This is a genomic window from Pseudomonas sp. SDO524_S393 (genome assembly GCF_054071875.1).
The window spans coordinates 1-17150 of the sequence record NZ_JBSVVZ010000055.1; the positions used below are offsets into that span (position 1 = coordinate 1).

Annotated in this window: 20 protein-coding genes; all 20 read right to left on the bottom strand. The window is 58.3% G+C overall.

What is annotated here, in order from left to right; all coding sequences use genetic code 11:
- Nucleotides 1–191: 191 nt before the first annotated feature.
- The 20 genes from ACW9IB_RS21525 to ACW9IB_RS21620 all read right to left on the bottom strand — a co-directional run bounded on the left by ACW9IB_RS21525 (nt 192) and on the right by ACW9IB_RS21620 (nt 17150).
- Nucleotides 192–608: a tail fiber assembly protein gene (locus tag ACW9IB_RS21525; RefSeq protein ID WP_457415437.1), complete on the bottom strand. Its 417-nt coding sequence runs from the start codon at nt 606–608 to the stop codon at nt 192–194.
- Nucleotides 608–1654, bottom strand: coding sequence for a hypothetical protein (locus ACW9IB_RS21530; RefSeq protein WP_457415439.1), 1047 nt, complete (start codon nt 1652–1654; stop codon nt 608–610). Before ACW9IB_RS21530 ends, ACW9IB_RS21525 begins: the two co-directional genes overlap by 1 nt.
- Nucleotides 1654–2229, bottom strand: a complete 576-nt coding sequence (locus tag ACW9IB_RS21535) for a YmfQ family protein (protein ID WP_457415440.1) — start codon at nt 2227–2229, stop codon at nt 1654–1656. Before ACW9IB_RS21535 ends, ACW9IB_RS21530 begins: the two co-directional genes overlap by 1 nt.
- On the bottom strand, nt 2226–3296 hold the full coding sequence (locus tag ACW9IB_RS21540) for a baseplate J/gp47 family protein (RefSeq protein ID WP_457415442.1): 1071 nt from the start codon (nt 3294–3296) through the stop codon (nt 2226–2228). Before ACW9IB_RS21540 ends, ACW9IB_RS21535 begins: the two co-directional genes overlap by 4 nt.
- A 1-nt stretch (nt 3297) precedes the next feature.
- Complete coding sequence (locus ACW9IB_RS21545) at nt 3298–3564, bottom strand: phage GP46 family protein (protein ID WP_457415443.1); 267 nt, start codon at nt 3562–3564, stop codon at nt 3298–3300.
- Between the two features lie 554 nt (nt 3565–4118).
- Nucleotides 4119–4679 (bottom strand): phage baseplate assembly protein domain-containing protein, encoded by a 561-nt coding sequence (locus tag ACW9IB_RS21550; protein WP_457415444.1) that lies wholly within the window; start codon nt 4677–4679, stop codon nt 4119–4121.
- Complete coding sequence (locus ACW9IB_RS21555) at nt 4679–5800, bottom strand: phage baseplate assembly protein (protein WP_457415445.1); 1122 nt, start codon at nt 5798–5800, stop codon at nt 4679–4681. The genes ACW9IB_RS21550 and ACW9IB_RS21555 overlap by 1 nt, the downstream gene beginning before the upstream one ends.
- Nucleotides 5790–7115: a DNA circularization protein gene (locus tag ACW9IB_RS21560; RefSeq protein WP_457415447.1), complete on the bottom strand. Its 1326-nt coding sequence runs from the start codon at nt 7113–7115 to the stop codon at nt 5790–5792. Before ACW9IB_RS21560 ends, ACW9IB_RS21555 begins: the two co-directional genes overlap by 11 nt.
- Nucleotides 7112–9334: a phage tail tape measure protein gene (locus tag ACW9IB_RS21565; protein WP_457415448.1), complete on the bottom strand. Its 2223-nt coding sequence runs from the start codon at nt 9332–9334 to the stop codon at nt 7112–7114. Before ACW9IB_RS21565 ends, ACW9IB_RS21560 begins: the two co-directional genes overlap by 4 nt.
- A 177-nt stretch (nt 9335–9511) precedes the next feature.
- Entirely contained in the window at nt 9512–9898 is a 387-nt protein-coding gene (locus ACW9IB_RS21570) for a hypothetical protein (protein WP_457415449.1), read from the bottom strand.
- A 4-nt stretch (nt 9899–9902) separates the two neighbouring features.
- Nucleotides 9903–10274 carry a phage tail protein gene (locus tag ACW9IB_RS21575; RefSeq protein WP_457415450.1) on the bottom strand — a complete coding sequence of 124 codons (372 nt, stop codon included), beginning with the start codon at nt 10272–10274 and terminating at the stop codon, nt 9903–9905.
- 12 nt (nt 10275–10286) lie between these two features.
- Nucleotides 10287–11387 carry a phage tail sheath subtilisin-like domain-containing protein gene (locus ACW9IB_RS21580; RefSeq protein ID WP_457415452.1) on the bottom strand — a complete coding sequence of 367 codons (1101 nt, stop codon included), beginning with the start codon at nt 11385–11387 and terminating at the stop codon, nt 10287–10289.
- Nucleotides 11384–11575 carry a hypothetical protein gene (locus ACW9IB_RS21585; protein ID WP_457415454.1) on the bottom strand — a complete coding sequence of 64 codons (192 nt, stop codon included), beginning with the start codon at nt 11573–11575 and terminating at the stop codon, nt 11384–11386. The genes ACW9IB_RS21580 and ACW9IB_RS21585 overlap by 4 nt, the downstream gene beginning before the upstream one ends.
- The gene (locus ACW9IB_RS21590) at nt 11575–12141 is read right to left on the bottom strand and encodes a phage protein Gp37 (protein ID WP_457415455.1); all 567 of its coding nucleotides are present in this window, start codon (nt 12139–12141) and stop codon (nt 11575–11577) included. Before ACW9IB_RS21590 ends, ACW9IB_RS21585 begins: the two co-directional genes overlap by 1 nt.
- A complete protein-coding gene (locus tag ACW9IB_RS21595; RefSeq protein WP_457415457.1) occupies nt 12141–12632 on the bottom strand; it encodes a phage protein Gp36 family protein in 492 nt (163 codons plus the stop codon). Before ACW9IB_RS21595 ends, ACW9IB_RS21590 begins: the two co-directional genes overlap by 1 nt.
- On the bottom strand, nt 12629–13156 hold the full coding sequence (locus tag ACW9IB_RS21600; RefSeq protein ID WP_457415459.1) for an HI1506-related protein: 528 nt from the start codon (nt 13154–13156) through the stop codon (nt 12629–12631). The genes ACW9IB_RS21595 and ACW9IB_RS21600 overlap by 4 nt, the downstream gene beginning before the upstream one ends.
- Nucleotides 13157–13165: 9 nt before the next feature.
- Nucleotides 13166–14059, bottom strand: a complete 894-nt coding sequence (locus tag ACW9IB_RS21605) for a Mu-like prophage major head subunit gpT family protein (RefSeq protein WP_457415461.1) — start codon at nt 14057–14059, stop codon at nt 13166–13168.
- Nucleotides 14060–14087: 28 nt separating this feature from the next.
- Entirely contained in the window at nt 14088–15062 is a 975-nt protein-coding gene (locus ACW9IB_RS21610; protein ID WP_457415462.1) for a phage protease, read from the bottom strand.
- 251 nt (nt 15063–15313) lie between these two features.
- The gene (locus tag ACW9IB_RS21615; protein ID WP_457415463.1) at nt 15314–15877 is read right to left on the bottom strand and encodes a phage virion morphogenesis protein; all 564 of its coding nucleotides are present in this window, start codon (nt 15875–15877) and stop codon (nt 15314–15316) included.
- Between the two features lie 10 nt (nt 15878–15887).
- Complete coding sequence (locus ACW9IB_RS21620; RefSeq protein WP_457415465.1) at nt 15888–17150, bottom strand: PBECR2 nuclease fold domain-containing protein; 1263 nt, start codon at nt 17148–17150, stop codon at nt 15888–15890.

Consider the following 17150-nt stretch of genomic DNA (forward strand, 5'->3'; position numbering starts at 1 on the left):
TCTAACTGATCCACCGCTTTCGCGAGCAAGCCCGCTCCCACAATTTGGATCTCCTGTATCAGGCAGATATCAATCGGCTCTGTGTAAGCGAGCGCCGAATTTGGCACCGCTTAGCGAGAAAATTGGCACTAACGAAGAATCAAAAAAGCTAATTCTTTAGCGATTAATTTGGCACCTTGAGGAACAGAGGATCAAGAAACATCCCCACCAGGAGCGGTCGGCCAGTCAATCGCTAATGGAAAGCCATCCTGTAGATCTATCTCGTTGAGATCGACGCGATAACCTTTCCACTGCTTGAGCTTGACGATTACCTCTGGTGTCGCCCTGCCAAGATCAACAGCATCCTGTAATGGCGCTATACGGATAGTGGCGACAGATAGTAATTGATCACGCTTAGCCAACGCGAAATCCGCCAACTCTGCGGGAGTAGGTTCTGGGATTGGTTCCGGCTGCGGCATTGAGGGCACCGCGACTTTGAATCCACCTTCAATTGTGACCACCAAACCAGAACACACGCCTTCAAGCGCCTCAGCATACTGCTCCGCAGTGATCTTAATTGAACCCGGAAATTCATCCTCGGCAATTACATCATTGGCTGCATAAGGCATCATTTGATCCTCAAAAAATAAGTAACAGCAATAGACTTAACCCTGGTTTCAGCGGCAGTTCTCGCCACCCGACTCGCATCAAAGTCAACGGACACTGATCCCCACGCTCCTCCGCCAGCGATACCTGTAGGCACCCCACCTCTCGCATTAGCTTTAAAGGCACCAGATCCGCTTGTTGGAGACGTGTTCCCCATAGGGAACGTCGATGACTCACCCGTAATATTTTGAAGAGCATCTTGTAGAAGCTCACCTGCTACCACACCCGCTCGCAGCACCCTTTGCTCCGTATTGATCAAATTGACAGCTCGTCCGTGTAAAGGACTACCGGGTGAATTAATCACTGCTGTCGCAGTGACTAGTGGAAATGAGCCTGATACGACCTCGCTTGTCAGGACGCCAGTGTTGTAACTGTCACTCGCAGTCAGCGTGATATAGCGGTAACTCTTGTTCAAAGGTGGGATCTGCGTCGCACCGTCAAGGAGCAAACCTATCGGCACTCCAATAGGCTGCAACCCCCATGAGTCAAAGCCTTGGAGAAGCGCGTCCACCTGGGCTCGGGTGTAGGCATCCAATATGCCGTATCCCGCGAGTGACGTAGCCTTAGCGGCCTTGCTCGCAAGAGCATTTGTTACTGTGGTGGCAAAGTGCGGATCATTGCCCAGCGCGTCGGCCAGTTCTTTGAGCGTATCTAACGCCTCTGGAGAGGCCCCGACCAAGGCCGCTACGGCTTGCTCAATGGCTACCGCTGTTTCCATCCTTGTGTAAGCGTCAGTAATCCCAAACCCAGATATGGTGGTCGGCTTACCGGAGAGCTTCGACCAAGTACTCGCAGCTTCTTGTAACGCCTTAATAGCTTTCAATACCTGGGCATCATCCGCAGGATCCAACGGCTGCCCCGTAGCCTGCGCAACGTTGGCTAGCTCCCGTTGCACTGAGTTTAGCCAGGCCGCCATGATCATGGTTGCGTCAATACCGGAGCCAGGCTGGCCCGAGGTGAACTCACCCGCACCATTCGCCGTAGAAGTGCTGTGTCCGATTTTCTGCATCAGTTGTCTCCATAACCAAATAGCAAAGTGGACTCGGCCGGTTTCATCTGGCTAAGTCGACATTCAAGTATTTTATTGCCCCACGACGCCAAGGGATCGCCTGCGGCGGTTAGCCCCGCCCTGGCATAGTTGACGGTTACGGCCGGGGCATTGACCCGCCAGGCATAGTCCCAATCACCTCCATAGAGCCTGTCGCCCGCACGGGAGATACCTGCACGCGCAGGACGAAAAGTGGTGATAGTGATGTCGTAGCCGAGGGCTTTCGCCAGAGCGATAAAGAATGGTCGGCTCTGTCCCCCACGTGCCTGGAGCTTGCTGACAACAGCCTGTACACGCTGACGCACTGATTGAGACACACCGACCAGGCATGGGTCCGGCAGTGCAAGCACGCGCTCCCAGTCAGCCAGCCCCATGCCTGAGTCGGCAAAGATCGCGCTGTAGACAGCCTCGGCCTGGGCGTCGGACTGCGTCAGAGCATTAGCCTCAGCCTCAATAACGGCAGATAGCAGCGGCGCCAGGCCGTCGTAAGAGACGGGAGGCAGCAGCAACCGAAGCTGGTCCGCGAGGGCAGTCATTCCAGCAGACCCAGAGTAATGGTGCCTGGCCGAATCCAGCCGATCAGGAGCGGATCGTCGGAAGCTTTGACGTTGCCCAGGGGCTCTGTAACCGACCTGTCAATGACGCCTGCCAAGTTGTTGATCATGGCTTCTATCTGAGAGCGTTTGAGTGTCTCGCGTGGCTTCATCGCACCCAGCAACGCGTTATAACCCGCCTGCGCAGCAGCCTGCACTTCTGCCAAGGTGTAACCGTCGGCCACTTCAACCAGTGCAACGGAGTCGACGCTACGTATGGTTGGGGCGAAGACCCACACGTCCGCAATGACCGAACACAGACTGAGCACATGCTCCTTGCAGAGGGCGATGACTTCGGCGGAGGGATTGCCGGTGCTGGCGGTGATGACGAGGTCAACGGTGCCACCGCCTCTACGGCCGGGAAGGACCAGGGCGTCTGCAACACCATCAACCTCTTTGGCCCAGCGCTTGAAGTCATAAACGGTGCCGCCCGCTGGTGGCGACTGGATGATGTCGAGCAGCCGGGCGAGTAGCGACTCAGGCTTCTCCAGATCCTCGCCACCGGTTGTTGCCTCAATGAAACTAGCGTTTGCGTCCATGCCCAACGGTGGGCTAGTGAGAACCAAGTCGCCGGTCAAGCCGTTGAGTGAGGCGCCCACGGTTTGAGCCCTAACCTGGACTGTCGCGGTGCCATCGGTGCCAAGTGTCGCGCTTACCAGGCTATTGAACTGTTCCCCGGTCGTGCGATGGGTCAAGGTCGAACCAAGCAGCAGCTCAACACCTTGAGCGCCCTTCAAGCCCACGGTGCCAGTGGCAGTAACCGGATCCTTGCGCGGAACACCACGAATACCAGCGGCATGCACCAGCTCTTCCTCATCGGCAGTGTCCGGGAAGATCTGGCGATAGAGCCAGGCCAGCTTCTGATAGAGGCCTTCGATAGCAGCGGCAATGGCCGCAGACCGGATGTAGTGGTCACTATCGCTGCCGATGTCGGCTTCATCGTTGAGCGCTTTAATGTCCCGCAGAATGCCTGCCAGGATGGTCTCAAGATTGGGAGCGGAAAAGGCCATGTCAAATCACCCTTACAGGTTGGCGGAACACCTGCGAATTGCCGGTGGCGTCGATGATGTCAATTTGCAGCGTGAGCCAGCCGTTATGGGGCTGCTCGGCAGTTACGGTGATCGCCTTGGCGCGGCCGTCATCCAGCAGGGGCTTGAGCGCTTGCTCGGCGTATTGCTTGGCAAGGATGCCCACCCGAGGGAGGTCTTTTTCACGGCGAAGTTCGTGCAGGCGGGAGCCCAGGGTGGGATCTTTCCACCAGGTTCCGAGAGGGGTCATAAGGCGTACGTAAACGGCGTTTGCCAGCGTTTTGATACGCTGGCCCGTCAAGTCGCCTGTAGCTGGGTTTATGCCTGCGTCCATAGGCTGGCATGTTGTCGCGCAGGCGCGATCATTTGAGTATCAGCGGGGTTTAAGGTTGCTGGCCTATTCACCGAATTATCGTCTAGGCTGCGACTGATCCATGCGATCAACGCCGCCTACCTTACCTTCGGAGTTACACCATGCGGTCCAACCTTTACCACGTAGGGCTTTTACTCTTAGTCTCTTCAAGCTCATGGGCTGATGAAGCGCCCCCAGTCTCTGGGACAGAGATGCTTGCTGCCGCAAAGCTATCAGGAGCTTGCGGTATCATCGGGCAAATGGCTAGCTTTCAGGACTCCACCAAAATGGCTGGTGGAACTGAATTTCTCAACAGATTCATGACTACCGAAGCTGCCAGACTTGGGTGGACGCTAGACCAATACGTCGAGCGCTGTCGTGGAGCACATCAGGTGTATCAGACTTTCTACGACGCGTTTGATCAGCGGGAAAAAGCGCATTGATTGCCACGGTTATTGCTGCTGCCCAGGTGCTGGGCCACCGCCGTGATTGTGACCGTTGTAAATTTCACGGTCTGCCTGCATCGACCGTGTATGGTCCTCGATCTCGCCATCAGCCTTGATACCGCCCTCAACATGCTGGTCACCCGACATCTCCACCATGGGCGTCTCAAACCGCACCTTGTTCTTGACCTTAAACACCAGGTCATCAGTCACAACCTCAATCATCCGGCCACGCTTCATGTGCACGTAGTCCCCCTCGTCGGTATAGAGCGAGACCTCGCCGTCCTTGAGCTGGAGCCGATAGCGGCCATCCTCACTGGCGATCACGACGCAGTGACTACTACTACCGCCGATGGGGATCACTACGTAGTCGGCACCAGGCAATGGCGCTGAGCTGAAACCATAGTGCTGGGCCAGCTCACCCGATACCGACTCACCGGCCAGCCCCTGCATCTCGACGCCGATCAAAGCCCCATGGGTGTTTCCGACGGCCGTCGCACGGAATGCCTGGCGAACCTTACTCATAACCTTCCACACCTGGTCGCGCACCAGTTGCGCCATGACGCTCATCAGGCGCCCCTAATAATTTGGATCAGATCTGCGTCCGGGTTGGACTTACCTTTGTGTTTCTTCAGTTTGTTGCCGTCCAGCACCCACATCTTGTCTTCACGGAATCGCAGTTCGGTAATAGCACCCTCGCTACGGGAAAGGCGCAAAGTCCTAGACATCAGAAAGTAGACATCATCGACGCCGTGAACCTCACTACGGATGATGACTCGCATGCCCGGATTCCATACCTTCCCGTTACCGGCTCGATGTCCCTGCACTACGATGCGGATCTCGAAGCCCTCCAGACGACTGTCAGCCAGTAGCTTTCGGGCGCGGGTGGTGGCCATGTCTTGGCTTTCACTGGAACTGTCTACAACCACCTTCGGCCGGAAGATCCCACGCCGGGCGAGCGTTTCGTCCTGGATCACAGAACGCAGGTGGGAGCGCTGGGTGTCGAGCCCGTCATTGGCATATTGGCCGTGCTGGCCAAGGACGGTTATTTGGCTGTACCTGTTGGCGATGGACCGCCTCACGCTCATTCGCTGTACATTATTACCTTCACCGTCCTCCCGCAGTATCAGCAAGCCCGATGGAGACGCGGTGTAATCCGGCCCGCCGATGATCAAGCGGCCATCCGGCTCGACCCAAGGCCATAGGCCATTGGCCTCTGCGACCTGGAGCAATGCCTCCCATGCGGTTTGCCCCGGTTCGATCTGGACACGACGACGGGTTTTAGCCTGGTCGGCGCGGATCTCGACCTGGTAAGCACCTAAAGGCTTAACTACCTGTTCCAGGATCTGCGCCAACGAAGCCTCACGCATGGAGACGAAAGGTGACGAGCAGTCCACCAGGGGCGCAGCCCGATCACGTCCGTTGATACGCATCGAGATGCCTTGGCGTGAAACGTCATGCTCAAACTCGTCGATCTGCCCTGTCAGCACCCGGTCGCCGTCGAGCGTCAACGTGCAGGGCGCCCCTTCCTTGATCACGTCGGGCAGGCGTGTTGCATTCTTCGTGTGCAGCTCCAGCTCGAAAGCGTCGGCCGGGGTCAGCAGATCTGACTCAACCGACCAGCCGTCCCACGTGTCGTGGGCCAGACCACCGATGGCAAGCTGAATAGAGGGAACAGGATCATTCAGCATAAGCACGCAATACCTTCCCAGTCGGGATGTTGTGGGGCGTTTTCAGGTCGGGATTGAGTCGGATCAATTCGATAGCGCGCTCGTGATCGCCATACCAGCGGTGAGCCAGTAGACGCAGACTGGCCGGGGATTCGACCTCACGCTCAATCATTGGCGGGCTCAACAGGATGACTTGACGGGCACGCGCCTGGATCAGTGCGGCGGTGTTACGTAGCGCCTCGATCACCGGCCGAGACGTTTCCAGGTCGAACAAGTGACGATGCAGCAGGATTGCTCCCTGGACCAATGAGCGCACCAAGTTAACCAGACCCTCTAATTCAACCGGGCTCAGGGTGGGCTTTTTGCTTTCGGCCTCGATGACGATGGCAACCGCCTGGGCGTGAGCTGCGGCCAGTTCGGTGATGACCAGAACGACCAGGGCAAACCCGCTGGCCTCGACGGGATCATCGGGCATACGGTCAGGCAACAGGCTTGCATCAGGCGCAACGCCTTGCCGGGCGCTAATAAGAAAGGCATTGGCTGCTCGCGCCGGTTCGGTGGTCAAACTATCCCCGCCCGGCATCGTTGCGGGAACACCTGCACGAGAAAGCAGCGCCGCCGAGGTACTGGGCGTGTTGTCCTGGATAGAACTGCGGATCTGCGTCGGCGTGCGGAATAGGTCGACCAGGGGATCGAACGCGGCCGATGGATTATTAGCCATCGAGATGACGCCGGACACTACACCGAGGATCTGGGAGCGCAGCTGCTGCACGCGCAGGAAGATACCCGGCAATCCCAGGGCCTTTTCGATCAGGCCCACCCAGCCGCCACCAATCCACGACTGAATCTCACTGACCAGAGAGTCGATGCGACCAAACAGGTCAAAGACGCCATCCTGCCAGCGGTACGCATCCTCTTGATCCAAGACGCCGATGTCGACGAACTCAAACTGTCGAGCGAAAAATGGCAGGTCCGGCGTGTCCTCGACGAACATCAGGGTGACCTGGGCGGAGTCAGGATTGTCCGCATCGTGCTTCACATCGACGTTGTGCGAGACGACGCTCAGGCTTCCATAGATCGGGTGGATCAGTTCACCAGGGCCACGCTGACCAAGAGCAACCAACAGGTTCTGTAGCTCAATCTCGTAGTTAACGCCGTAGACGATGATCTGCATGGGAAAGCGACGAGGGCCCCGGCCCAGATCGACCACGCTGTCACCGTCTCTAAAGGGCACGCCATGTTCGGACAGCGCTCGTTGCCACTGAAGGTTCTCGCCGACGACCTGGAGCGGCACCCCTCGATAGGATGCGTCCAGCAACGTTTCTGCCCAGCTCATCGGCCGCGCCTCATTTGGATATCGGTACGTCGCTCGACCTCGGCCTGGATCATGCTGGAATCCATGCGCAGTTCGATGACCAAGGGTTGATCAAGCAAGCGTTGTAGGCGAGCTGCCGCCGCTGGAGTTTCTGCCCCTGCGCTGACGGCACGATTAGCGATACCTGACGCCCACTGATTGGCGCCGTCGATTGGCAGGCCAGCGGCTGTCATGCCGGTTTGCTGGTGCGCCAATCGCTGGGCCTGGGACGACAACCAGTCGGAAGTTTGATTCGGGTTCTGCCCGGCCAGGTCGAGACGATTGCGATAGAACGCCGCCTGATAGGTACGTTCGCCGTCATTCAACAGCTTGCTTCGAAGGGCTGCGTCCAACCGGCCTTCATCAGAACCCGTAGTACTTGCACCACCGATTTGCGTGGATGTTGCCCCGATAGCTACCGGGCCCAGCCAAGGCGCGAAGAAGCCACCAGGCTTCCCTTTTCCTGCCGTGGGCCCATTGGGCAGATCGGGCATCCCACCGGGCATTGCACCACCAGGCCAATTGGTGACGAACACGGATGTAACGCCCGTCGCTTCTTCTAGAACCTTACCCACGGCGATGTTTTTCAACGTCTCAGGGCCGCCCATGAACTTGTTTAGCAAAGCCCCAGCGCCAGCTTTGGCACCGCGCCCGGCATAGTAACCACCGACACCTAGAGCAGCCCCACCGGCCAGCATTTGCGCGCCAGACAAATTCAGATCGTCCAGCAGGTAGGAGCCCATATCGGCAAGGCCCTTATTTAAAGGTGTTGCCATACGGTCCATGGCTTCGGCCAGTGTCGCCTTCATGCGTGCGGCAGTACCACTGCTACTTTCAGTGTTCTCTTTCAGGTCTTTGCTATAAATGGGCTCAGCGTTACCCAGCGTTTTAGCACCTGACTTTAAGTCATCCAGTCGGTCTCCAGTTAGCATACTGCGCCAACCACGCACGGTATCCTGGTCCATACCTTTGAAAACAACGCCCATGAACTTGGCACGCTGCTCATCGTTTTTCATCGCCTCATACTTACGCTTTATCTCTCCGAAAACTTCTTCCGGGTTACGTGAGCTTTTATCTTTGTTGTAAAAATTAACGCCTGTTACTTTAGCGACTTGGTCTCTGTATTGCTTATTGCTGAATACGCGCAATGTTGACTCGGCTAACGTTCCAAGCCTATCGGGTTGTAGTTCAACCTTGGAAAGCGATTCCGTGAATGCCAAAGCCTGCTCGATTGACATGCCCGCTGCCGCTGCGGCGCCTCCGATTTTTGGAAACAAGTCAGACAAGTTTTCAAGTTCAGCATTACCAAGCCTTCCGGCGACCGTCATCTTTTGGAGCAAATCAAGCGCGGCACCTTCTTTATTCAAATTAATGTTGAATGCGCCAGATGCAGCAACAACTGCTTTGCCTAAGATCGCTGGGTTTGCACCAGTAATAGCGTTAGCCTGACCGATGGCATCGCCAGTTTTCTTTGCCGCATCGTAGTTCACACCAGATGCAATCAGCGTATTGAATCCAGTGTCTACATCTGCACGACTAGCGCCGTAGGTTTTAGCGATTCGCCATCCTTCTGTATGCCACTCTTCTTTTTCCTCGTTGGTCATACCCGCCGTCTGTTTGGTACGGATTAGCACGCGCTCCAGTTCGGAGTTGGCTTTCAATCCAGCAACCACTCCAACGCCCACACCAAGCCCGGCAAGTTTTCCTTGCATGCTGCCGCCCAGGCCCTTGATGCGGTCGAATTCCTGACGCACGCCCATCGCGATAGTTTTCAAGGTGCGCAGACTACGACCGCTGTTCTGCGCCATGCGCCGGAAAGATGCCTCTGTCTTGTCAACACTCTGACGCAAAGGTTGCACACCTTGCCGGTCGGTATTCTGCAACTCGGTTTTCGCATCGCGGGCGGCCTTGCGAGCAGCGTTGGCCATGTCCTTTAGTTCGGCAGTGGTCTTGCTGACCTCGATGCGCGTGCCGGAACCGGCCCTAGCTGTTTCACGCATGGCACTACGGATGACTTTATAACTGTTGGCCCCGACCTGGCCGACCTTGCCAATGGCCGAGGAAGCTTTCCAGCTTTCATCAGCCAAGGATTTAGCGCCTTCCTTGCCCGCTTTGCGTAGGTCACGGTTGATCTGCTCGATCTCCCGCCGACTGTTGCCTGCATGGGCCTGGAAACGAAGCGCGACGCGCAGATCGGACATGAGCAACTCCCAGTAACGGTCTTACAGGAACAAGAAAGGCCCGGTGTCGAGCCTATCCTTTGGGTTTTGGCAGCGGCTTGCGCTGGCGCTGACTGACATAGCGGGTGCCTTTGACCTTGCCGATGATCAAATCAACACGAGCATCGATCTCGGCCCTGGTCATCTGGCGCAGCTCTTCTAGCCGGTAGCCGTGACGGACGAAGGCGTGTTCGATTCGTCGCCAGTCGGCGTTGCCGCGCTCGGCGGCGCGAGCTTTTTTTCCAACTCGGCATCGGCGTCGGCAATGATGGCCAAGTCGCTTTCGGTCAATTCGCCCAGGAGCAATTCAGTGGTCAGCGCCTCGGCGGGGATCTCGCCCAGGGACAACAACTGACGGCGATAGACCTCCAGGGTAATCAGTTGAAACGGCGCACCAGGGTGCAGCTCCTGCGCCGCGACCAGGTCGCCCGCAACAGGCACACGCAAGGTGAAAGTCTTGTGACGCAGGCCAGAGTAATAAACACCCATCTGGAGTTCGCGGGTGATGCTCAGGCCTTCCCAACGCTTGCTTGATTGGTCAGTCATTGCATTACTCCGTGTAGTAGTTGAGGGCCGCGATGGTCAGATCGCGGGTGGCTTCACCTTCAACCTGGTACTTGCTGCCCATTTCCATCAGGGAGCAACCGGTCCAGGTCTGACGCTTGCTGCCGCCGTCCTGCGGATAGATGGTCAGCTTGGCGTCCATCAGGGCGCGCCAATCCGGCTCGCCGGTTTTCGGGATGGGCACCGAGATTTTCAGCTCGTGCTCTTCAATGCCCTTCGCTGTGCCTGTAGCGCGGCCAGTGCGGTTCATGGTCTTGACCACCTTGCGACCGGTCTTGAGGCTCGGCTCAACGCTGGCCACCTCGTAGTCGGTGCCGTTGATCTCCAGGACGATCTGCCCTACGTAGTTATCAGACATCTCAGTTCACCTTTAAAGGAGCAGGTCGATGCGACCGGCGAACACATGCAGGCCGTTTACGACATCGGTGGGAATAGTTGCGTTAACGCGGTTCACATCCTGGGGCGAACGCTCGACCACCAGCCCGGCCGCGTTGGCTTCAACCTCTTCGACGATCTCCAGCTCTTCCAGCTTAAGCAGCACGTCCATCAGCTCGCCGCGCACTGCTTCCGGGGTTTTCTTGGAGAGCTTGGAGCGTGGGAAGCGCAGGCGGATACGGTCACGACAGGCCATCCGCACGTAATACAGAGTGCGGATGGTGGTCAGATCCAGCAGGGACACGTCCGTGGCACCGGCTGCGGACTTGGTGTAAGTGGTCACTGCACGGACGATCTGGATGACATCACCGGCCGCGACTTCCAGTGGCGTGACGCCATTGGCCAGGGCGGTCTCTTGCTCCGTGCGGCCAAGGCGCTGGGTGACTGGCGGCACTTTGATGCCAGTCAGCACTAGGGTATTGAGTGGCCGCGCTGGATCTTCTTCGGAGGCGATCATCGCGGCATAAGCGGCGGCGACCTGGCGCGCAGACGATGCAGTGCCTGGCAGCACTGCCAAGCTGATCGCGCCGGAGTTGATCGACGTGGCCAAGGTGGTCGCGGCAGACAAGGTGCCGGTCAGTGCCGCCACACCGATGATGCCCTGTTGCTCCATCGAGCTGGTGTAGGTCTGAATGTGCGTGCGCAGTGCGGTGAGCGCGACCTGGCTGAACCAGGCAGGTACCAGGATGGTGAAGCCACCCATGGCCGTCGAGTCCAATGCGGCCTTGATGTCGGGCTCTGCATCACCTGCCACCACCACGCCCACAGCAGAGACCGAGGCATACCGATAGGCTGTGATGAAGGCGTCAGCCATTTCCTCAGCGACGGTTCCGCCGAACAAGGCCTTGGCTTCTGCCGCACTGTAGAAAGGTGTCGGCACATGGGCCGCTACCGTCGCACCTTCGCCCAAGGGAACGATCAGGCAGACGTTCTGCTTGTTGGTCGGCAGTGTCCGTACCGCCAGGCTGGTATTGAACTCCATGTAAACGCCCGGCTTGCGAATCGAAGCCGGGATGGTGTCAAAGGAAATGCTCATTCGGCGGATTCCTGTGCGGGTTGTTTGGCACCGTCGCGTATTTTCTCGGCGGTCAGCAGTTCCCCAGTCGCCAACCGGCGCCGGTAGTAGGAGGTGTCCGGCACGTCGACCGGCTTGGCGTCTTCGATGTACTGGTACGGATCTTCTTCCGTGGGCACCCGATGACCAGGTGCGGCTTTAACGCGCATTACACGTCCCTCAATTCAATGTTGTCGGTGGCCACCGGCTCGGGGTTTTCCGATGGAGTGTGGTACTGCATGTCGATGCCGAGCAGATCTGGCAGATCAAGCGCAGGCTTTTTCCAGTCCAATTCGATGACGAATGACTGCCCCAGGACAGACATGTGGTCACTCTCAAACTTGCCGTTGACCAGGTTGGAAAGCTCGGTTGGACGGATAGCCGCACGATCTGTCCAGGGCTGCCATTCCACCAGTTGGTGCATGCAGGCTTCCCACAGGTCGTAGCTACCTATGTCCTTCGGGCCGCTGCCACGCCGGGTTTCCCGCTCGCCACGGGGGTGCCGTGTGACGATTACCAGGCGGAAAGTAATCGGCACTGTGTAGCGATCATGACTACGCCGCTGAAATGTTACTTTTGGCACCATGACCAGAACGGCCGGACAGCGCTTGAGCAACCCAGACAACAGGTCCGGGTCGCTCAGTTCACCGCCATAGCTTTCCACGACCAGGCGCGGGATCTTGGCGACCAGTTCCTTCAGGCGCGCCTCAATCAGATCCTCCAGTTCGCCCAACATCAGAGCGACCTCAAGGTGGTGCGAGACATAAGCCGGGGCTGGCTGCTGAGCTGCATGCCCGACCGACCCGCCTCGGCGGCACCACGTTCTTTGTCTTCCTTGGCCAGGGTCTCAAGGCGCTTGAGTACATCCTTGTAAAGCACGCGCACCGTCGACTCTTCCTTACCAGCGTCGTCATAGAGGTGGTAACGGGCGATCTCGGCCAGATCATCGGTCACCCACTCCGGCGCGTCCTCGCCAACTGGGCGGAAGCGCAGGTAAAACGAAATCTCACTGCGCGCCCGAGTCACGGCATCGGCAATCCGAGCCAGAGTCACGACTGCGATTGCCACATCTTCCGCGTCCCAACTATCAAGCGGCTCGCCAGCAGCGGCAGCTACTAACAGTTCTGGCTCAATGGTCCGCTTGTCATCAGGAACAGCTACCTGAGTGATATCACGGGCGCCGAAGCGAATCAGAAGTTGAGTGGCGGACGGCAGTGAGAGGTTCATTTACCGTCGCCCTCGACCTTGGTCGCCTTGGGTTTTCCGGTTTTGGCTGGCGGTTTCGATGCCTGCGCCTTGGCGCCTTCACGCGCCTGATCTTCCTGGAGGGCGTCGTCCCAGAGAGATTCAAGTGCTGCATCAGCCGATGCTTGCGCCTTGGCCACTTCACGCGCCCGGTCTTCCAGGAAGGCATCGTCCCAAAGGGCATCAAGGTTGCCAGCCACCGGGGCTACGGACAGAACCACTCCATCACCCAGCGCTGTAGTGCTTGCTTCCAGCGTCTGCGACTGATGGTTTTGTGCGGTGCCGGGCGCTTTCGATACATCGACTTCCTGGAGGTTTTCATCGCGGCGGTCCTGTACCTGGTCGAATTCATCCTCCTCATAAGCGAGGATCAACTGAGGCTCTTTTGACAGAGCCCGCAACTGCGCTTCCGAAAAGAAGTCATCCGGGTACCGCGCTGCCGTGCTGGAGTGGGCGATGCCACAACGGCGGAAACCGTCATGTTTCGAGGTGATCACGATGGTCATGACGCCCCCTTAACCCAGCCAGGCCGGTGCGAGTACTTCGGCGGTGCCTGCCCATTCGTTGCCATTGTCCGCATCCTTGACCAGGATTTTGCGAGCAGCGCCTTCCAGTTGGGATGGAACGACCAGGAGGCCGGGGTTAATGCCCAAAGGGCGACCGCCATCGGCCCGGAAGTTCTTCATGGCAGCACGGGCCAGGCCGTAGTTTTCAGCCGTCAGCGGGGCTTTAGAGCAGTAAGCAAACTGCCAGAAGCCGAAGCCCACGTTCACACGTGCATCTACGCCATAGCGGTATTCGTCGCGCATGAAGACACTTTCGTCGTCCATGGCGGTCATCGCTTTCAGATCGTAGTTGCGGCGGTTCTGAAAGATGATGGGCTTGAGTGCGCGGCTGACATCAAGCAGATACCAGGCTGGACCCGTACCATCCTGGTAGTTGCTGACGGACACGGCGGTGCCTGTCGCATCGGTCGACGGATAGACCGGGTGATCGGTGTCGAAAAAGTACTGGCCGTCGTAACAGGTGGTGGTCAAGCCAGCTTTCAGCAGCGCGAATACCAGCTCGTCCGGGTGCGCACTGGAGGCACGGCCCATTTCGGCAAACAGCGGTTTGTAAACGCCGATCTCGTCGTCTTCGATGGCATCACGTGGGACACCTACCGAGGACTCAAACTTCTTGTTGGTGATCGAGTAGCCATGCGCCGCCATGTTCTTGAGAACACGGTCGCCGATCCACTCACGGAACGTCGGGAACTGACCCAGCCAGCCATAGGTATTGCTGGCCGAAGAGGACGGGACCGGCGTGGCGATACGCTTCCAGTCTGTCGGCGTAGCGGCCTGGGCGTTTTGGAACTCGGCCTTGTACGCAACAAACAGCGCGTTCAAGACACTGGCGTTAATGATCATGAATCTCTTCCTTTATATAGAGGGGGAGTTACGCCTTGCCCTTGATGAATTCCGCTTCGCTCATACCCAGCAACGATGCGACCTTTTGTTCCTCGGCATTGAGGGCAGTACCGAGATTCGCCGGGTTCCTGTTGCCCAGGTCAGAGACCGCAGCCACCACAGGGGCCGCTGTAACAAATTCCTTGAAGCGCGCCAGACCTGCTTCGTCCTGGCACATGGCGCGGTGATACTCGACCGTGGACGGGGTGATCTTTCCGGCTTGGGTAGCCGAGGTGATGACCGCATCGACTTCCTTGTCATGCTCGGCCTTCTTCTGGCTGGCCAGCGCCTGTTCGGCATTGGTGGCACGGCCGACCAGGGCGTCGTAGTCCGCACGCGGAACGAACTGCGCCAGGTTAGGTTGCTCGCTGTTGGCAGCCTGGGCGGTAGTTTTAAGTTGGCTTGCGGCCGACATGGCCTGTTCTTCGGTGGCGGTGTCGGGCAGGCCGAGCAGTGCCAAAAACGCAGCTGAAAGTTTCACTGATGTGATCTCCGGGGCTTCTTGATTGAGGGCTGTCATGAGGAAGTTGGGGATGTTGGTCAGCGCTGCGCTGACCATGCGCACGATGCGGCGGTTATCGAGGTCGTAGTCGAACACAGGGGACAGGAAGCGATACTCTTTGGCCTCGACCTGAGCAGCACCGCGAGGCGTCCATTCAACTCGGCCCCACAAAGCGCCATTGCGGACTTCAAACTGCTTGACCCAGGCACCGGCTGGGGCCTCTTGGCCAACGGATGCGCGCAGCTGTGTGGCGTGCTCCCGGTCGATGACCAAATCAATTGCTCGGCCGATGAAATTGGACTGCACCAGTTCGGTGGCCATGTCATCGAACAGCCAGGCGCGGCCATCGCGACCGGTGACGGTCGGACCTGCGGGGATTAGTTCAACCCAGTCGGGGGCTTTCCCATCGGAAAGCTCGACGGAGCTGTAGATTTCTGAGTTAGCGGCGAGTTGAGTTTTCATGCCGCCAGTCTGTGCGGCCGGGCGGAGTTGGTGAGTATCAGCGGGGTTTAAGAATTTGCGCCTTGAGAAGGCGGCGAAGGGATGTAACGCAAACCTATTCTATACGCAGCGAATGGAGGTGGCGGTGTCGCGCAGATGTGATAAATACCGCTAGAACTAAATCTAACGCACGTCTAACGCTGCTCAACCACCCCGCACGCGGCGCATGTACCCGCAAGACGCGATCAGCGCGCCTGTGAGATTCTGCGCAGTTACTCTGCTATTGGCTCCATAAGGTAGTCCTGGATGATCGCCAGTATCTCGATATCGTCGTCTGATGACAGGCCCAGGTAGGGTCTAGCCTTGATCTCGGAGTCATGCGCGCCACGTGTAACCCACTGCGCAAAGTTGGACTTGCTCTTCTTTACAAAGCGGTTGCCGACCGATCCATCTTTACCCTGGCGAAAGTAGACCTGCTGTGACCTTGCCGCGTGCCGGACCTTGCCGCCAAACTGGTGGATGGCGCCATATGGGCGGTCGGTACCGAAGGCCAGCTCGTTGTTGCTGACGTTATGGCGCAGTGTGTCCTGCAGCGTGCCTTTCTCACGCAAGATGTGAGGGCCTTTCTTTCGGGCCAGGGTTGACGCAGCGAGCGGCGCCCACGGCGAACCGTCCGGGGCAACCTGCTGGCGAAAGCGGTCATCAGTGGATTGGTGCAGGTATTCCGCAATGTCGTTGAGCGGCGTTGTCAGGTCGCCCAGTCGCTCGACCAGATCGTCCAGGGCCTTGCCCACTGGGCTGGTATCGAGGGACACCTCAAGCATTGAACCGGCCATGTCATTCCCCCTATTCTGCACGTCGGTAAAGCAGGACGCCCAGGCGCAATGCCTCAAGGTACTGCTCACTATCGTCTACAAACCCGGTGACACCAGTCCAGCCATCTGCGCCCTGGTCGAATACAGCAACAGCCGGTTTTGACTTTCCCTTGACCTGGACGTGTGCCAGGTAACGACGGCGCAACACCGCTTTGCCTTGGTCTGGCTGCCATTCCAAGCGAGCCCAGATCTCATCAGGAGCCTTGATGGCTTCAGCTAAGAGAGGTAACTCGCGAGCCTTGACTTGTTGGGCCAACGCTATTGCGCCGGTTTTGGCATCGCTGAACATCTCTCGCCCGATAACCAGGACATCACCCGTCACATCTCGGAACACCGCTGGTTTGGCGTCGGTGGCGCCGAACTCGCCCAGGAACTGGGTCACAGCTTTAGGGGCGGAGGCTTTGGCGGGGAGCAAACGCTTTGCCGGGATCTGCCGAGCCTGCGGCAAAGGTCCGCTTGGCTGCCGGTTGGGCAAGCCGGTTGCCGGTGCCGGAGCTGCTGATGGTGCTGGAATCAGATCATGGGTGCGCAGCTGGGGCACGGAGTTGGCTAGGCGTGATTGACCAGGTGCATATTCAAAGCCTGGATCAATCCCCTTGGGCACCCGCACGGTGCGTGGACCACCAGGGCTGTTCTTGCCGATTACCCGATCTTCCCACTCTGTGGCCGGTGCTGGACCAATCGTCAGCCCCTGGCGCTCAACGTCCCTAGCCGAGAGCATGAACTTTTTGCACTTGCAGCCCCAGCCGTTTTGCGGGGTGTGAGTTGCCCACCAGGGGTCATCGAGCGGCAAGGTGATGCCGTTCCAAGATAGGTGCATGGGCCGTGGGTGCGCACTGTCGCCATGACGGTAAACCGCGTAGGGGCGACGCTTGCGCAACTCCGGGTCGGCCATCTGGGCTTCGCGGCCAGCGTTGTACGACTGGCGCAGGTTGGTCTCCCAGATGACATTGGTGCGCCAACCACGCTCGCCCTGGTACTGCCAGCCATGTTTGCCGACGACCTGGTCAAAGTCTTTGCGGAACTGCTCCAGGGTGGTGCCGCTGGCGATGGACTTCTCCACGGCCCCCCGCAGATCGGTCAGCAGATCCCGCTTCGCAGCACCCGCCACGACGAAGGCGTAGTCATGTTCAGCCGCGTAGGCATCGGTCCAGGCGCGGGTCGGCAGGTCGACCTTGCCACGGAAGTAGTCGATCTGTTCCTTGAATGGCAGGGAGCCGTGTGAGACCGCCAT

Excerpts from the sequence above, each read along its gene's own strand:
- ACW9IB_RS21595 (WP_457415457.1), bottom strand. The coding sequence starts at position 12,632 with ATGAACCTCTCACTGCCGTCCGCCACTCAACTTCTGATTCGCTTCGGC.
- ACW9IB_RS21560 (WP_457415447.1), bottom strand. The coding sequence starts at position 7,115 with ATGAGCTGGGCAGAAACGTTGCTGGACGCATCCTATCGAGGGGTGCCG.
- ACW9IB_RS21545 (WP_457415443.1), bottom strand. The coding sequence starts at position 3,564 with ATGACCCCTCTCGGAACCTGGTGGAAAGATCCCACCCTGGGCTCCCGC.
- ACW9IB_RS21620 (WP_457415465.1), bottom strand. The coding sequence starts at position 17,150 with ATGGCGGTCTCACACGGCTCCCTGCCATTCAAGGAACAGATCGACTAC.
- ACW9IB_RS21580 (WP_457415452.1), bottom strand. The coding sequence starts at position 11,387 with ATGAGCATTTCCTTTGACACCATCCCGGCTTCGATTCGCAAGCCGGGC.
- ACW9IB_RS21535 (WP_457415440.1), bottom strand. The coding sequence starts at position 2,229 with ATGACTGCCCTCGCGGACCAGCTTCGGTTGCTGCTGCCTCCCGTCTCT.
- ACW9IB_RS21575 (WP_457415450.1), bottom strand. The coding sequence starts at position 10,274 with ATGTCTGATAACTACGTAGGGCAGATCGTCCTGGAGATCAACGGCACC.
- ACW9IB_RS21550 (WP_457415444.1), bottom strand. The coding sequence starts at position 4,679 with ATGAGCGTCATGGCGCAACTGGTGCGCGACCAGGTGTGGAAGGTTATG.
- ACW9IB_RS21530 (WP_457415439.1), bottom strand. The coding sequence starts at position 1,654 with ATGCAGAAAATCGGACACAGCACTTCTACGGCGAATGGTGCGGGTGAG.
- ACW9IB_RS21555 (WP_457415445.1), bottom strand. The coding sequence starts at position 5,800 with ATGCTGAATGATCCTGTTCCCTCTATTCAGCTTGCCATCGGTGGTCTG.
- ACW9IB_RS21585 (WP_457415454.1), bottom strand. The coding sequence starts at position 11,575 with ATGCGCGTTAAAGCCGCACCTGGTCATCGGGTGCCCACGGAAGAAGAT.
- ACW9IB_RS21605 (WP_457415461.1), bottom strand. The coding sequence starts at position 14,059 with ATGATCATTAACGCCAGTGTCTTGAACGCGCTGTTTGTTGCGTACAAG.
- ACW9IB_RS21615 (WP_457415463.1), bottom strand. The coding sequence starts at position 15,877 with ATGGCCGGTTCAATGCTTGAGGTGTCCCTCGATACCAGCCCAGTGGGC.
- ACW9IB_RS21570 (WP_457415449.1), bottom strand. The coding sequence starts at position 9,898 with ATGACTGACCAATCAAGCAAGCGTTGGGAAGGCCTGAGCATCACCCGC.
- ACW9IB_RS21600 (WP_457415459.1), bottom strand. The coding sequence starts at position 13,156 with ATGACCATCGTGATCACCTCGAAACATGACGGTTTCCGCCGTTGTGGC.
- ACW9IB_RS21540 (WP_457415442.1), bottom strand. The coding sequence starts at position 3,296 with ATGGCCTTTTCCGCTCCCAATCTTGAGACCATCCTGGCAGGCATTCTG.
- ACW9IB_RS21565 (WP_457415448.1), bottom strand. The coding sequence starts at position 9,334 with ATGTCCGATCTGCGCGTCGCGCTTCGTTTCCAGGCCCATGCAGGCAAC.
- ACW9IB_RS21610 (WP_457415462.1), bottom strand. The coding sequence starts at position 15,062 with ATGAAAACTCAACTCGCCGCTAACTCAGAAATCTACAGCTCCGTCGAG.
- ACW9IB_RS21525 (WP_457415437.1), bottom strand. The coding sequence starts at position 608 with ATGCCTTATGCAGCCAATGATGTAATTGCCGAGGATGAATTTCCGGGT.
- ACW9IB_RS21590 (WP_457415455.1), bottom strand. The coding sequence starts at position 12,141 with ATGTTGGGCGAACTGGAGGATCTGATTGAGGCGCGCCTGAAGGAACTG.